The following is a 14,340-nucleotide window of genomic DNA, read 5'->3' as shown; positions in this document are numbered from 1 at the left end:
CCTACGTCGTGAAGAATGATACATTGCTCGGGCACTCCTCTCATAGCATAGTAAGATCATGAAAATTTCGCCGGAAACGTTTGTTGAATTCCTGTCAGAGATAAAGCTGAGAAAGGCGCGGGCGTTGGCAGTTTACCTGGTGATTGAACCGGGGCGAGAACGACGCAGCGAACTGATTATTGACTTGCTTTGGCAGGAGGCTCAGTTGGCCAAGGCGCGCGCGTCACTACGCCAAACTGTGCGGCATTTGCGTGTTACCTCAGAGAACCAGTTCCACTTTCCTCTGATCACACGCAATGGCCAAATTATGCTGGATTGTCCGCGCGACTGGCGCCTGTTTGAGGATGTGGCGCAAGGCTTGTCCAATCCTGATCTGTTCCAGGCGGCACGGCGCACCGGGTTGGACCTGCTGGACGTGTTCGAACAGCTGTTGGGCATTTCGGACAATTTCGACAGTTGGTTGGCGATTGCCCGCAATACAGCACTGTCAGGCCTTTGCGCTGCGCTGGAACAGGTGATGGCCCGCCCTAACAGGCAGCTGGGGCAAGAGGCGGCGCAGTTTTTGCTGGAGTTGGATCCCTGCCACGAGGCGGCAGCGCGATTTTTGATGCTTCAGTATTGGAACGCAGGCGCCCCAAACCGGGCGATCGAACTTTACAATCTACTCTATCAGGCCCTGGACGCGGCCTATGACCAAGACCCGGAAAGCAGCACAATCGAATTGCTAGCGGCGATCAAGCTGAACCCCGAGGGCGGCCCAGGCAAGGGCGCGTCAAAGCGGGCACGGCCCAGCCGGGTAACATTGGTGGTCGAGGTGCCCGATCAGGGGCCACTCGATGACCGCGACAGCAGTTTTCAGACTGTTCTGGCAACTGATCTTCGCAGCAGACTGGGGAGGTTTCGCGAATGGCAGGTCATTGCCTCGGAGCCCGAAGACAACGACTTTTTGGCGATCCGGCCGCGCCTGTTCCAACTGGATGGACAGTACCGCTTCCTGGTCGAGATAGTACACCCGCGCAATCGCGAGCTGATCTGGTCGGAGATCATGGAGGATCCGTATAACGACTGGGTCGGCAAGGTCCGGATGTTGATATTGAACATCAGCAACGCCTTGCAAGTGGTGGTGGCAGACAGGCAGGGCAAGGACGGGCGCGCCGAACTATATGATCGCTGGCTTCAATCCCTGGCGCTGAAAGGGACCTGGACGCATGAAGACGAGCTCCGTGCCGAGGCGCTGCTGCGCTGCATTACGCAAGAGGCTCCGAAATTTGGCCCGGCCCATGCGGAACTTGCGGGGATTTACAACATCCGCCATATCCTGCGCCCCGGTACTCGCCAAGATCCAAACCTGCGCGACAAGGCGCTGACCCATGCGCTGGATGCGGTTGCGGCGGATGCGATGGACACGCGGGCGCATCGGGTTCTGGCCTGGTGTTATTGCCACAAGGATGAGTTCGACCTGGCCGAGTTCCATTTTGAGCAATCCCTGCAGCTAAACCCGCAGAACACGCAGACCCTCGCATCAAGCATGCTGGGTTTTGCATTTTGCGGCAACGAGCTTCGCGCCCGCACCATGTTGTCCGAGCTCGAGCGACTGCCCGAAACGCTGGAACCGTTTCACAATATCTACCTGGCAGCGACCACCTATCTGCTGGGGGATTTTGCAGCCGCAGCCCAGCATTGCGCTGGCGGAGATGGCCTTATGTCGACCACCGGCGGCTGGCACTGCGCAGCCCTGGCCAAGCAGGGCAAGACGCAGGCCGCGCGTCAACGATTGGAGCAATATCACCAGGAAATCTGCGCTCTGTGGCACGCGGCCGAAGCGCCGGATCTGCACGACGTGATTGACTGGTATGTCGCCTGTTTTCCATTACGCAGTGAAAATGTGCGCGAGGATCTGCGCCACACACTCTACGATGTTGCGGCACAGCCTTTGCCGGCAGAAGCGCTAGTCGCACATGTTGGTGATGTAGATACCCACAGCACGGTGGAAGGCTGACAATGGCGAGGAAAGAATGCGCGCCATGGATTTGCGGGTCGGATCTTCCTCTTCTTCTTCGGATCCAAGGTCATTGTCGAGCGCGGTTGAAGCGGCCCAACTGGCATTCACCTGCGCCTTGATGGCCTCCTTTGTGTCATCTGACAGATCGGCCGCACCTGCCTGTACGTCGCTCAGAGCCTTGTCGAGTAGGCCGTCATAGAAGTGCTTCACCATCAGGTGGTCAAGCGTGTAGGTCAGCGGCGGCTCATAGCCCGGCTGGTTGGCTTGGGTGCTGAAATAGGCCGCGCGTTCAGCCAGAGTGTTTTGCACTGGGATGACCAAAGTGCGAGAATTCACGTCGACACCATCCGTGTCCGGCCGGCGTTCGTCCCACTGCAGTTTGAGCTGGAACTTGTCGTGAATCTGTGTGATCGCGGGATCGTTCAGATCATGCATCTGATCCATTGGTACGACCGCCATAGCCTGACGCAGCTGTTCAGCCGCGCATTTATAGGCGGTTGTGTCCTCGTCCAGCGGACCACCGCGCGACAGTTCAACCACGGTCCTGCCGATGAACTCCACATCCAGGGCCTCGCCGGGCACGCCCTCTTTAATCGGGTCAGCACTGATGTCGCCGTCTTGGTGCAGATACTTGGTTCCGCCGCCATCGACCTTGCGGCCTACGATGATGTATTTGTCCATCTTGTCCCCTCCTCGTCAGGAAATTACGGTATTGATTATCTGGATGAAGCGGTTGGGCCGGGGCAGTATTGGCGCAACCGCGCTGGGGGTAACCATGCGCACATTGGCGATGGCCTCTTCGATTTTGCAGCGTAGCAGCAGACTGCCCAGCGGGCCAAAGCGACCGTTTTCACCATAAAGCTGGGCTTCGATCATCAGGATGAGGTGGATATGGCAACGCTTGACTTCGCCCTCGGTCAGCTTAAGCCCCTGAGGTTTGGCCACTTTCTGGGTAAAATCCCGGGCAAGTGCGGCTGGAGCAAGACGCTCGGACCATTTCGACGGCATCAGTGCCAATACCTGCTGGATGTCCGAACCATCCAGCCGCTGGGGACCAAGATCACGCGCGGTGCGTGCATCAAGCTTGTCGATGGTCACTCCGCCCCGAGGCCGGAACGCTGGCGAAAAGCTGGCTGAGATCCCGGTCTTGGTGCCCTCCCGCGCGGGGTCGAAGAACAGCGACCAGTCGAGCGGCCAACTGCTCAGCTTGCGCTCATTGTGCTGGGAGGAGCGCAGTACCAAAGCCCCAAGATCGCGTAGTTCTGGAAACTTGTAGGCCCTGCGTGGCAAGGTATGAAAGGCGCGCATCACCCCATGTTGCATGGTGATCGCGTCGATGACCTCGAACTTTCTCAACTCCCTCATCGGGATTGCTGCGACTTCGGGGGCCAGGAACTGAGGCAGGAAATCCTCGCGGATAACTGCTATCCAGCTGTGTAACACATGGTTGCGCGCCAGAGAAAAAGCCAGGTGGCGGCGTTCTTTCGAAGTTGATGACAGCGCGTCATAGAACTGCTGGGCGATGTGGTTGTGGTAGCGCATCATGATCGCCGTCATGCGATGCAGGATGTGAACATCGCGATTTCGGGCATCGGCGATAGCGCGGACGCTAGGATCGTCAGTAAGGTGGGGTAGCGTGATGACGCTCATGGGGTTGATGCGGAACAGCTGGGTCTTTTGATCGTAGAGATGCGGCAGAACGCGAGGACCAGCACCATAAAGGGTTTCCAGTGTCAGCGGGTTTTCGATGGCGTTGTGACGCTTGGGCCGGTGATCGGTGGCATCGCCGGGGCGGACCGCGTAGGGCACCTGGCTGTTCGGGACACTGTGGCCCATATCGTGCCCGATCAGCTGGCCCAGATAGGTGTACCCTGCTGGAATGTGTTGTTTTGAGGCGATGCAGGCCTCACGCCAATCCTGTCCGGCAAAATCTATAACACCTCGCCCCACCGCCCCGCTGCCACTGGTGTCTTCTGAGGCCACCCCTGTGCAACTGTGATCGCTGACCCAGCTCTGATCCTTGCAGTGACCGGCTTCGCTCTGAAAGGCGGTGCTGGTTTCGTCGACTTTGGGTGCAATGGTCATTCAAAATCTCCCGGTTACATGAAGGGCGACCCCTGCCCATGCAGGTCGAAATCGCCGCTGTTTGGCAATGTGCAACTCCAGACCCGGCGCAGCTGGTCCGTCGGAGTAATGTCCCGCAGCGTCACCCCATCAAATATTGCCGCATCGGCGCCGGGCGGCGTTTCGGCAGGTTCAATCCACCCGCCCGTCCCCAGCAGCGCGGGGCAGCGCCGAACGTAGAGTGCAATCTTGTTTTCGATGGCGCTGGTGTCCTGGTCGCTATGACCGCTGCGCGCCGCCAGGACTTCACCTAGGTTGAGTTCCATCAACAATGTCTCGCGCAAGGCCTTGCGCACCGAGCGCTCCGGATCAAGATCGGCGCCAAAGCCCAGGATCGGGTCCTGACCGGAGCCCCCATGCGCGTGGCCGACAGCCACCGAAACCGGGCCTGGATGATCCAGCAGCCAGACACCTGTCTTGCGGCGCTGAACGGCGCCTTGCCGCATCCCGTCAAGCCAGACGTCAATCCTGCGCTCCGCCACCCAGTCCGGCGCCACGGGCCGCGCCGCCGTTTGGCCCAGCCACCAGGACCAGATGGCAGCGCGTTCATGTGCCTCAAACACTGCGAGTCGCTGCGCCGCCTGATCATCCGAATGGGCGGCAACGCCTGAATGCCCGGTTGCAACCGGTGGTAAGCCTGCAGCGCGTAGCGCCGCCTGCGCCGCGATTTCCGCCGTTTCGCCAAGACAGCATTCCAGCGCCTCTTCGCGCGTATCACCGGCCCCGCTGGCTGTGGCGCCAGCTATCGCGAGCGCCTGCAGAACGCACAGATTGGGCGCCGTCAGAACCTCGCGCCAGTCATGACGGGTCCAGTGCGCCAGCAGCTGGTTGGCGTCTTCATTTTTTCTCTCTGGCCTGTCATTGGGTGCTGCCATGCCTCGAAAATCCCTTTTCATCTGCCTGCGTCGCTGCCTATCCCCCAGTTTAGTTAGGCTGTGTGATTTTCCTGTGACCCGGCACATTTGAAGTGTGCTGGCAAAACTGGCCAGCGAGCTATGATGAATTTAAGATCGACGACAGGATACAGGAATGACGAAGGGAGGTAGTTTTTCGAATAGGTTCAGGAAAGCGGAAGACTACAAGGCTGTCGTCAAAGAACTTCATGTGAAGATAGCGAGGCTGACGGTCACGCGGCCAATCCATGCTGGGTGTAGCGATGTCACCTTTATTCTAGTCCGCCATGGGTTCCTGTACTTGGTTGCGATTAAGGATTGGGCTACGCGTAAGGTGTTCTCCTGAAGACTATCGAACACACCGGGCGCCAACTTTCGTGTAAAAGCCCTGAAAGAAGCTATCGTCAAATTCGGTAAGCCCGCGATCATGAATACGAACCAAGGATCTCAGTTCACAGGAGCGGTATGGATCACCACTTTAACCGAAGCTGATGCCAAAATCTCAATGGCTGGCAGAGGCCGATATCTCGATAATATCCTCATCAAGGTTATGGCGGTTGCTCAAGCAGAAAGTCGTTTATCTGATTTGTTCCGACCTGATCTGACACCGCCCCCGCTTTCAGCGAACAGAACTGGGAACGGCGCGTCGCTTGATCGAGATGATGGTTGCTCGTTTTGATGGTGGTGCACTCCAGCCACAAAACGAGGAAACCACGATGTTGGATACTACCGACAAGATCATTAAACACAAAACCGGTCTGCTGAACCTGGCAGAGGAGCTGGGTAATGTCTCGAAGGCCTGCCAGGTCATGCACTGCCGGGCAATTGGTCGAAACGTGCTTCAAGACGCTCAAAGCTGAACTGATCTGGCGAGACACATGGGGCACCCGTAGGCAGGCCGAGTTGCTCATCTTCAAATACATCAACGGCTTCTACAATCTGCGCCGACGCCATTTAGCATTGGGCTGGAAAAGTCCCGTCGCTTTCGAAAGGAAAGTGGCTCAAACGAGCACTTGGGGGGCACAAAAGCGCGACAGGTCCACAACCAACTAATCGCGGTTTCAACATTGCCACTCCACATCCAGCCAACCCCATCATGAGCCAGCAAGTTCGAAGAGAATAAAGGCAACCTCAGACGTTAAAACAGCCCGATAAGTGAGAAATTACGTTGACAGGATAGAGAACATTATGGGCTCATCGTGTCAAATTCTGCTACTGCACTAATGGCCATTTTTTGGGGCTGCGGGAAATACAGAAATGCGCTACAGATCGAAACGCACGAGCATTGATGCTCTTTCGGGACAGAAAATGGATAAAAATTGAAGCAAGTTGCAGGAGAACTTCGCGTCGATTTTGTCGAAGGCGCAGTCGGCCACCGTCTTCGGTTCGGTGGTGGTCGTGGCCAAGATTTAGCCAAGGCTATGGGGTTGCGAGGGGGTAAAACTCCTATGATCGTTGATGCGACTGCAGGATTGGGCCGGGACTCATTTCTTTTAGCGTCCTTAGGTGCGCAAGTCACTTTGATCGAACGCTCAGAGAAAATGCACGCATTGTTAGATCGAGGCATGAAGCGCGCAGCAAGAGAGGGTGGTCAGTTTCGCGAAATTATTGGCCGCATGACCCTGCTGAAGGGAGACGCTCTGGATGTGATCCCAGAATTGGCCGCCGAAGCAATTCTGATTGATCCAATGCACCCTGAACGGAAAAAGTCGGCACTGGTGAAGCAGGAGCTACGTCAAGTCCGCGAGATCGTCGGCTCCGACGATGACGCTGCTGATCTGGTACGATTGGCGATCAAACATGCGCGTAAACGAGTGGTTCTAAAGTGGCCCGCTAAGGCTGATCCTATTGAAGGCGTTAAGAAATGCTCTCACCAAATTATCGGCAAAACAACGCGATATGATGTTTTTATGATAAATTAGGCGGATATCGGCGCAAAGGTAGTTTCATCCGCATAGCCGTCCTTGCTGTACAAGATGGTCTAGGGTTGCTACTTGGTCAGCAGATTCAGATCACCGCAACCCCAAACAAGAAAGTTGGTGTAAACCACATGCAGGTTAGTGTTCGCGACAACAATGTCGACCAGGCCCTCCGAGTTCTAAAGAAAAAGCTCCAAAAGGAGGGCGTCTTCCGTGAAATGAAGCTCAAGCAACATTTCGAAAAGCCTTCCGAGAAAAACGCGCGTCAGAAAGCAGAAGCGATCCGTCGTGCCCGTAAGCTGGCACGCAAAAAGCTGGAACGCGAAGGATGATCTAATTCAGCTCTTGATGCTGAACAAACAGAACCCCCGTTGTCAGATGGCAACGGGGGTTTTCCGTGCCAGCATCGCCTTTTTGCATGGAGCGCTTAGATCTAGCCCCCCGAAAGGGGTGAGCTACTCCCCATTTATTGGACAATTTCTGGCGTAGTTTAAGCTACTCTTTGCACCTGCTGATCGGGTTTGGTTGTTTCAATTCTCTGCCAGTAGATCACAGCGGGTGGTTTGCCGCCAAGGGCGGCATGTGGGCGTTTGTGATTATAGAAGTCGATCCACTTGCCGATGCCCGCCCTGGCCTCTGATCCGCTTTCTCAAGCATGCAGGTAGATGCGTTCATATTTCAAAGACCACTACAACCGTTGGACGAAGATGCTGTCCAAGAACCTGCCTTTTCCATCCATCGATATGCGAAGACCCGACTTGCGCAGCCGATCCGCCCACGCAAATGATGTGACCTGGCTTCCCTGATCCGTATTCATGAACTCTGGCGGGGCGCTTCAAACTGTCATTGTATGACGTCTAGTTTGTCGTCCTATATGTTGTCGGGGACCATTACTCATATCTCCCAGCGATCATGCTGAATTCACAAGGTGAATCCGCCCCTCGATTTGTACACCAAAGCCCCTCTTTAGGCGTTGGTGTTAGGGTCTCGGCATTCCGGTGGAAAATTCAGTTTTCCGTCTTTATTGATTACAACCTGATGTCTGAAGCTTCAGCTGGCAGGATGTATTTCAGATCGTAGAGCACTGTATCTGCCGTTCCAAATTCCCGAAATTCACTTTCCTGCATCTCGGTGAACTCGGTATGAGCGACTGCGAGGATGATGCCATCATAGGCGTTCTGTTCTGGGTGACTTACAAGATCCAACCCTAAATTGGCCCGTGCAGCAGCAGGATCGGCATGGGGATCATGCACATCTACGATCAACCCGTAGTCCTCTAGACCGCGCACCACATCGATGACACGGGTGTTGCGCAGATCGGGGCAGTTTTCCTTGAAGGTGAGCCCCATGACCAGTACCCGGCACATCGGTTTGCCGCGTTTGACCAGAGCCTTGATCATCTGTTGAGCAACATAGGTGCCCATCCCGTCATTCAACCGGCGCCCGGCCAGCAGGATATCCGGGTGATAGCCAAGGCTCTCGGCTTTGTGCGTCAGGTAATAGGGGTCAACACCGATGCAGTGCCCTCCGACCAGACCAGGGCGAAAGGGCAGGAAGTTCCACTTGCTGCCGGCAGCTTGCAGCACCGCTTCAGTGTCGATGCCCATCCGATTGAAGATCATTGCCAGCTCGTTGATCAGGGCGATATTGATATCTCGCTGGCTGTTTTCGATCACCTTGGCGGCCTCGGCCACACGGATGCTGGGCGCCAGATGGGTGCCGGCAGTGACAACCTCATTGTACAGCGCGTCGACACGCAGGGCGACTTCGGGGGTCGAGCCGGAGGTTACCTTGACAATATCGGGCAAGCGGCGGTTTTTGTCACCGGGATTGATCCGCTCTGGCGAGTAGCCGACGTAAAAATCCTGATTAAACCGCAGGTCGGATTCTGCTTCCAGAACCGGCACGCAATCTTCTTCTGTGGCACCAGGGTAAACGGTGCTTTCATAGATCACCAGATCGCCGGGTTTCAACACTGCTCCAACGGTTTTTGAGGCCGCCAGCAAGGGGCGCAGATCGGGACGGTGGCTAGTGTCCACAGGGGTGGGCACGGTGACGATATAGATCCTGGCCTCGGCAATTTCGCCCGGGTCAGACGTGAGCGCCAGTTGGGTTGCTTCGGCGAGCTCTTGTACAGAGGTTTCGCCGGTCTGATCATCTCCAGCGCGCAGCTCGGTGATGCGCTCTTTGTCGATGTCAAAGCCTAGGGTAGGGCGGTGGCGACCAAAAGCCGCCGCCAGAGGCAGGCCAACATAGCCAAGGCCAATGATGCAAATCTGATCCTGCATGCTTTGCTCCTGCACTTCTGTGACGATCCATGGGAAAGCGTCTTTATTAGTGCTCATATAGCCACTCGGTGGGTCCGCGACCAGCCCTGCTACAGCGAAGGTCACGTCGATTGATCAGGGTTGTCCTTAACGGTTTGGCTTGGCTGTTCATTTCGACTACATACGTGACCGCATGGGGAAGAGTAGTGTAGGTGTGAAATGAAGATTGCCGTTGCTGGAATTGGATATGTAGGCCTGTCGAATGCGGTTTTGCTAGCTCAAAACCATCAAGTAACAGCGGTGGATGTGACAAAAGAGCGGGTCGATATGATCAATGCCCGTGAGTGTCCCATCGTTGATGCAGAGCTCGAGGCCTTTCTTGCCGACAGCCCCTTGCAGTTGGAAGCAACGCTTGACGCAGAGGCGGCCTATCGTGATGCAGAGTTTGTGATCATTGCGACGCCAACCGATTATGACACCGATAACAACTATTTCGACACCTCCAGTGTTGAGGCGGTGATTGGTCAGGTTCTGGCGGTCAACCCGCAGGCCACAATTGTCATCAAGTCCACCATTCCTGTGGGCTTTGTTCAGCGACTGCGTGCCGAACTTGGAATCAGTAACCTGATGTTCTCCCCTGAATTTCTGCGCGAAGGTCAGGCGCTCTACGACAACTTGCACCCCTCGCGGATCATTGTTGGCTCACAGCAAGAAGCCGCCCGCAGATTTGCTGATTTGTTGATCGAGGGCGCCGTTGAGAAAGACGTGCCTGTTCTCTTTACTGATCCGAGCGAGGCCGAGGCGATCAAACTCTTTGCCAATACCTATCTCGCCATGCGCGTGGCGTTTTTTAATGAGCTGGACAGCTATGCGATGGCGGGTGGCATGGAGGCGCGTCAGATCATCGAGGGTATCGGCTATGATCCCCGGATCGGCAATCATTACAACAATCCCTCCTTTGGTTACGGCGGTTACTGCCTGCCCAAGGACACGAAGCAGCTCCTGGCGAATTACTCCGAGGTGCCGCAGAACCTCATCCGGGCAATTGTGGATGCCAACCATACCCGGAAGGATTTCCTTGCAGAGCAGATTATCGCCAAAGCGCCCAACGTGGTTGGCATCTACCGTCTGGTGATGAAGGCCGGATCGGATAATTTCCGCCGTTCCTCAATCCAGGGCATCATGAAGCGGATCAAGGCCAAAGGGATCAAGGTCGTCGTCTATGAACCTGTCTTGCAGGAGGATGAGTTTTTTGGCTCAGCTGTGGTGGGGGATTTGGAGGCCTTTAAGCAGGTGTCTGATGTCATCGTGGCCAATCGGGTGACTGATGACATCCGCGATGTTGAGGCCAAGATCTTTACGCGCGACCTGTCGGGTACCGACTAAAACCTACTACGCAGTTTAGCCCGGCCGCCCCAGCATCGTCGCTGGGGCTGACAGCTTATTCCGCCCATTCAATGACCAGCTCTTCTCGGAAGGCAAAGCGCACCAGGTGATCTGTAATCACCTGCTTCCACTGTTCCAGATCGCCACGCGGCCCTGTGGTGGCGGAGATCTTCAGCTGTTCGGCTGAGGCGCTCATTTCAACCCGGTTGCCGCTGGCAAAACGCACACTGCCCTTATCCGCATCAAACTCAGCCGTACCTTTATGGGACCAGTGTTTGCACAGCTGTTGCAGGTAACGACTGGCGCTTTCAGTTTGTGCGCCACCCGTTGCGTTCTGGTCCGGCAGCAGCGCCAGCGCTGCCTTGGCGGTGTTACGCATCGCAGCGGCAAAGAGCGTGACGTCGATATTGGTGGCCACAAAGGTGGCGCCGGCATCCAGACAGGCGCGCTGCATCTTAGGGTCCAGGGTCAAGATGCCGCTAGCCTTGCCTGAGGCGACGATCTTGCCCATGGCCTCCAGCACCGCTGCCTCCACCTCGGGGGCGCCGGCATTGCCGATATAGCCCATGTCAGCCGCCAGATCCGCCGGACCGATGAAGACCCCGTCGACGCCCTCGACCTGCAGGATCTCATCCAGCGCCGCCATGCCCGCGCGGTTTTCCACCTGCACCAGCAGGCAGATCTCGGCATCTGCGGTCTGCAGATAATCCGGAATAGCCGAAAAATTAGAGGCCCGTGCCAAGGCAGAGCCAACGCCGCGGATGCCATGGGGCGGATAGGTGACGGCCCGTACCAACTCACGCGCCTGTTCGGCGCTTTCGACCATGGGGATCAGCAGGGTCTGGGCGCCGGCATCCAGATACTGTTTGATCATCCAGGTCTCGCCGATGGTGGGGCGGACAATGGCATGGCTGTCAAACCCGGCCAGCACCTGCATCTGCGCGGTGATCGAGCGCAGATCATTGGGCGCATGCTCGGCATCGATCAACAACCAGTCAAACCCGGCCCCGGCGCTGATCTGCGCCACATAAGGATCAGCCAGTCCCAGCCAGCAGCCCATCTGCGGCTTTCCGGCTTTCATGGCGGCTTTGAACGGATTGTGCGGGGCGGGCATGAGCAATGTCCTTATGCGGGAATGTTTGGTGTTACAGGAGCCTTAGGCGAAGCGAATGTCAACCGACCCAAAGGCGCCAAAGTCCGCGTGAATATCCGCACCTGTGGGGCATTCAACGGGCCGGATAAAGCTGCCCGACAGGATCACCTGACCGGGTTCGATGCTCTGGCCATATTGCGCCATGCGCCGCGCCAGCCAGACCACGCTTTCAACCGGATCATTCAGAACCCCGGCCCCTAGACCGGTTTCTTCAACCTCGCCATTGCGGCTGGTGATGGCCCCGACCCAGCGTAGATCATGGGCGTCGACGGCGTGGCGCTCGCGGCCGAGTACAATACCTGCATTGGCGGCATTATCGCTGATGGTGTCATAGACAGACCGCGTCTGGCCTGTCTCTGGATCGGCGCGCAGGATCCGCGTATCCAGGATCTCAATCGAGGGGGTCACGTAATCCGTGGCAGCAATGACCTCATCGCGAGTGACATTGGCGCCGCCAATGGCCTCTTTCATTACAAAGGCGATCTCGGCCTCGATGCGGGGCTGGATATACCGGCCCGCTGGCACGGTAGCACTGGTTTCAAACAGCATGTCATCAAACAAGATACCGCTGTCGGGGATGTCGATGTTCAGCGCATATTGCATCGCCTTGGAGGTCAGTCCGATCTTCCAGCCGATCACCTTTTGACCCGCCGCCAGTTTGGCGCGATAGATGGCGTTTTGCACCGCATAGGCATCATCCATGCCCATGTCCGGGTGGCGCTTGGTGAGCAGGCCGATCTGCGCGCCTGACTGTTCGGCCTCGAGCAGGTCGGCGGCGGCCTGGGCGTGATCCTGTGGGGTCATGCTAGCACCTCGTCCTCGACACCATTACGCAGGGTGCCGATGCCCTCGACCTCGATCTCGACCACATCTCCGGGTTTCAGGTAACGTGGTGGATCAAACCGCGCGCCCGCGCCTGTGGGGGTGCCGGTAATGATGATGTCACCAGGTTGAAGCGTCATGAAGGTGGAGATGTATTCGATCTCGCGCCGAATGGGGAACATCATCCGCGACAACACATCGTCCTGACGGACTTCGCCGTTAACCCGGGTGATGATGCGGGCGTCATCCAGCTGCTTGGCGTCGGTAAAGGGCACCAACCAGGGGCCGATGGCGCCGGACCTGTCCCAGTTCTTGCCCTGGGTGACGTTGAATTTGGCATGCCGCACCCAATCGCGAATGGTGCCCTCGTTGCAGAGCGTCAGGGCGGCGATATGGTCATAGGCGTCGTCCTGGCCAATGCGGCGGCCACCCTTGCCAATAACGATGGCAACTTCGCCCTCATAGTCCAGGGTGTGGTTTTCAGGCGGGCGCTGCAGGTTTTGCCCGTGGCCGGTAAAGCCACTGGCAAAGCGCGGGAAGAGCGACATGTATTTGGGCTGGGTACTGCCATCTTTGTATTCGGCGTTGCGATCCGGGAAGTTCACCCCAACGCACAGGATCCGTGGTGCATTGGGCAGCACCATCTCGTAGGTGAAATCCGTGTGGGTCACGGGCTTGCCTGTGGCCAGTTTCTCTAGTTCTGTCAGGCCATGATCGGCAATCACATCATAAAGCGTTGCCCATTGTGGGCAGGCTTCATTCAGGGCGATCATGCCCCTGTCGGTAACGGCGCCGTAGAAGGTCTCACCCTCGGCTGTATAGGTTGCAAAACGCATCTTGTTCCTCCTTCACGGCTGGCCCTCTTGGCGCTGCCCTGAAACGTGTTGATTGCTGAATTGCCCGGTTAGACCGGGAAGATCACATTTGTCTGACCGGTGCCGGAGGAAGGGAAGTATTCGGTCACCACCTCGCATTTACCAGCGTATTTGTCCCAGCCAAGGGCCCCGTACAGCATCGCCGTGTCATGCATCGAGCCTTCGCCACAGCAGAACTGGGCATATTCGCCGAGCATTTTGAGGAAGGTGGCATGGTCGCCCTGTTTCCACATCTCCAGCACATGCAGGTCCATCTGGCGGTTGAACTCGGAGGAGATGGTAAAGGTGCCATTGTTGGCGGCATAGTCTTTATTGGGCCAGATTTTATGGCTGAGAGAGCCGGATGCAACCAGCAGAACCTTTTCATCGGAGGCTTCAATGGCTTCGCGGATCGCCTCGCCGACGATGCGGCTCTCATCGTGACCATGGACCGTGGCCCAGGCCGCAACGGAGACCACCTTCATGTCATGTTCGCGGGCCATGAAACGCATTGGCACCAGGGTGCCATACTCCAGCTCCAGACTGTCGAGCTGATGACAGAGCGTATAGGCGCCCTTGTCAGTGGCCGCCTTGGCGATGGCCTCACCCAGGGCGGGGTTGCCGTCATAGGCGTAGGGAAGGTTCTGAATGAACTGGGGGAATTCATTTGAAGTGAACAGCCCCTCAAAGTGGGAGTTGGCGTTGATGTGGAAACCTGCGTTAATCACCCAATGGGTGTCGCAGATTACCACGGTGGTGGCACCGAGCGCCTTGGCGCGTCGCGCAATTTCTGCGTGGCCATCAATGGCAGCCTGACGTTTGCCCTTGATGGGACCGTCCTGCTCGGACATGAGCATGGTTGGCACATGGGTCATTTTGGCGGCGAGAACGATTTCTCCCATAGGGTTTCTCCTTTTAAG

The 14,340-nt window shown here is 56.9% G+C and carries 13 protein-coding genes and 2 pseudogenes; 6 read left to right on the top strand and 9 right to left on the bottom strand.

What is annotated here, in order from left to right; all coding sequences use genetic code 11:
* The first annotated feature begins 58 nt into the window (after positions 1–58).
* A complete protein-coding gene (locus ED661_RS02670) occupies positions 59–1,999 on the top strand; it encodes an SARP family transcriptional regulator (RefSeq protein WP_122072410.1) in 1,941 nt (646 codons plus the stop codon).
* On the opposite strand, the gene ED661_RS02665 is transcribed toward ED661_RS02670, so the two are convergent.
* From ED661_RS02665 to ED661_RS02655, 3 genes are read right to left on the bottom strand one after another with little or no spacing between them, the layout of a single operon-like run.
* Positions 1,949–2,683 carry a hypothetical protein gene (locus tag ED661_RS02665; protein ID WP_122072409.1) on the bottom strand — a complete coding sequence of 245 codons (735 nt, stop codon included), beginning with the start codon at positions 2,681–2,683 and terminating at the stop codon, positions 1,949–1,951. The genes ED661_RS02670 and ED661_RS02665 overlap by 51 nt on opposite strands.
* 15 nt (positions 2,684–2,698) lie before the next feature.
* On the bottom strand, positions 2,699–4,087 hold the full coding sequence (locus ED661_RS02660; RefSeq protein ID WP_122072408.1) for a peroxidase family protein: 1,389 nt from the start codon (positions 4,085–4,087) through the stop codon (positions 2,699–2,701).
* Between the two features lie 14 nt (positions 4,088–4,101).
* A complete protein-coding gene (locus ED661_RS02655; protein WP_162930013.1) occupies positions 4,102–5,001 on the bottom strand; it encodes a YcaO-like family protein in 900 nt (299 codons plus the stop codon).
* 668 nt (positions 5,002–5,669) lie between these two features.
* On the opposite strand from ED661_RS02655, the gene ED661_RS02645 reads away from it, so the two are divergent.
* The 4 genes and pseudogenes from ED661_RS02645 (at position 5,670) to rpsU (ending at position 7,270) form a co-directional block, all read left to right on the top strand.
* Positions 5,670–5,879 carry a hypothetical protein gene (locus tag ED661_RS02645; protein WP_122072405.1) on the top strand — a complete coding sequence of 70 codons (210 nt, stop codon included), beginning with the start codon at positions 5,670–5,672 and terminating at the stop codon, positions 5,877–5,879.
* Positions 5,845–6,072: pseudogene (locus tag ED661_RS02640) on the top strand (IS3 family transposase); the annotation flags it as partial. The gene ED661_RS02645 and the pseudogene ED661_RS02640, both read left to right, overlap by 35 nt.
* Positions 6,073–6,338: 266 nt before the next feature.
* A complete protein-coding gene (locus tag ED661_RS02635) occupies positions 6,339–6,941 on the top strand; it encodes a class I SAM-dependent methyltransferase (RefSeq protein WP_122072404.1) in 603 nt (200 codons plus the stop codon).
* Positions 6,942–7,069: 128 nt separating this feature from the next.
* Positions 7,070–7,270 (top strand): 30S ribosomal protein S21, encoded by a 201-nt coding sequence (gene rpsU, locus ED661_RS02630; RefSeq protein ID WP_040700433.1) that lies wholly within the window; start codon positions 7,070–7,072, stop codon positions 7,268–7,270.
* Between the two features lie 158 nt (positions 7,271–7,428).
* Here rpsU and ED661_RS22360 read toward each other — a convergent pair.
* Together ED661_RS22360 and ED661_RS02620 are read right to left on the bottom strand one after the other, a co-directional pair.
* Positions 7,429–7,572: pseudogene (locus tag ED661_RS22360) on the bottom strand (integrase core domain-containing protein); the annotation flags it as partial.
* 394 nt (positions 7,573–7,966) lie between these two features.
* Positions 7,967–9,226 carry a nucleotide sugar dehydrogenase gene (locus tag ED661_RS02620; RefSeq protein ID WP_122072403.1) on the bottom strand — a complete coding sequence of 420 codons (1,260 nt, stop codon included), beginning with the start codon at positions 9,224–9,226 and terminating at the stop codon, positions 7,967–7,969.
* A gap of 198 nt (positions 9,227–9,424) precedes the next feature.
* Between ED661_RS02620 and ED661_RS02615 the strand changes: the two genes are divergently transcribed.
* A complete protein-coding gene (locus ED661_RS02615; RefSeq protein ID WP_122072402.1) occupies positions 9,425–10,591 on the top strand; it encodes a nucleotide sugar dehydrogenase in 1,167 nt (388 codons plus the stop codon).
* A 55-nt stretch (positions 10,592–10,646) separates the two neighbouring features.
* Here ED661_RS02615 and ED661_RS02610 read toward each other — a convergent pair whose 3' ends face one another.
* The 4 genes from ED661_RS02610 to hpaD all read right to left on the bottom strand — a co-directional run bounded on the left by ED661_RS02610 (position 10,647) and on the right by hpaD (position 14,322).
* On the bottom strand, positions 10,647–11,705 hold the full coding sequence (locus tag ED661_RS02610) for an aldolase/citrate lyase family protein (protein WP_122072401.1): 1,059 nt from the start codon (positions 11,703–11,705) through the stop codon (positions 10,647–10,649).
* 42 nt (positions 11,706–11,747) lie between these two features.
* Positions 11,748–12,548, bottom strand: a complete 801-nt coding sequence (gene hpaH / locus ED661_RS02605; RefSeq protein ID WP_122072400.1) for a 2-oxo-hept-4-ene-1,7-dioate hydratase — start codon at positions 12,546–12,548, stop codon at positions 11,748–11,750.
* Entirely contained in the window at positions 12,545–13,402 is an 858-nt protein-coding gene (locus ED661_RS02600; protein WP_122072399.1) for a fumarylacetoacetate hydrolase family protein, read from the bottom strand. The genes hpaH and ED661_RS02600 overlap by 4 nt, the downstream gene beginning before the upstream one ends.
* A gap of 68 nt (positions 13,403–13,470) precedes the next feature.
* The gene (hpaD, locus tag ED661_RS02595) at positions 13,471–14,322 is read right to left on the bottom strand and encodes a 3,4-dihydroxyphenylacetate 2,3-dioxygenase (protein WP_122072398.1); all 852 of its coding nucleotides are present in this window, start codon (positions 14,320–14,322) and stop codon (positions 13,471–13,473) included.
* Positions 14,323–14,340 lie beyond the last annotated feature (18 nt).

Source organism: Pseudophaeobacter sp. EL27 (genome assembly GCF_900313025.1).
GTDB lineage: Bacteria > Pseudomonadota > Alphaproteobacteria > Rhodobacterales > Rhodobacteraceae > Pseudophaeobacter.
Note: the sequence above shows the minus strand (reverse complement) of the source record. Positions and strands in the feature narration are given on the sequence as shown.

Excerpts from the sequence above, each read along its gene's own strand:
- ED661_RS02670 (WP_122072410.1), top strand. The coding sequence starts at position 59 with ATGAAAATTTCGCCGGAAACGTTTGTTGAATTCCTGTCAGAGATAAAG.
- ED661_RS02665 (WP_122072409.1), bottom strand. The coding sequence starts at position 2,683 with ATGGACAAATACATCATCGTAGGCCGCAAGGTCGATGGCGGCGGAACC.
- ED661_RS02660 (WP_122072408.1), bottom strand. The coding sequence starts at position 4,087 with ATGACCATTGCACCCAAAGTCGACGAAACCAGCACCGCCTTTCAGAGC.
- ED661_RS02655 (WP_162930013.1), bottom strand. The coding sequence starts at position 5,001 with ATGGCAGCACCCAATGACAGGCCAGAGAGAAAAAATGAAGACGCCAAC.
- rpsU (WP_040700433.1), top strand. The coding sequence starts at position 7,070 with ATGCAGGTTAGTGTTCGCGACAACAATGTCGACCAGGCCCTCCGAGTT.
- ED661_RS02620 (WP_122072403.1), bottom strand. The coding sequence starts at position 9,226 with ATGCAGGATCAGATTTGCATCATTGGCCTTGGCTATGTTGGCCTGCCT.
- ED661_RS02615 (WP_122072402.1), top strand. The coding sequence starts at position 9,425 with ATGAAGATTGCCGTTGCTGGAATTGGATATGTAGGCCTGTCGAATGCG.
- ED661_RS02610 (WP_122072401.1), bottom strand. The coding sequence starts at position 11,705 with ATGCCCGCCCCGCACAATCCGTTCAAAGCCGCCATGAAAGCCGGAAAG.
- hpaH (WP_122072400.1), bottom strand. The coding sequence starts at position 12,548 with ATGACCCCACAGGATCACGCCCAGGCCGCCGCCGACCTGCTCGAGGCC.
- ED661_RS02600 (WP_122072399.1), bottom strand. The coding sequence starts at position 13,402 with ATGCGTTTTGCAACCTATACAGCCGAGGGTGAGACCTTCTACGGCGCC.
- hpaD (WP_122072398.1), bottom strand. The coding sequence starts at position 14,322 with ATGGGAGAAATCGTTCTCGCCGCCAAAATGACCCATGTGCCAACCATG.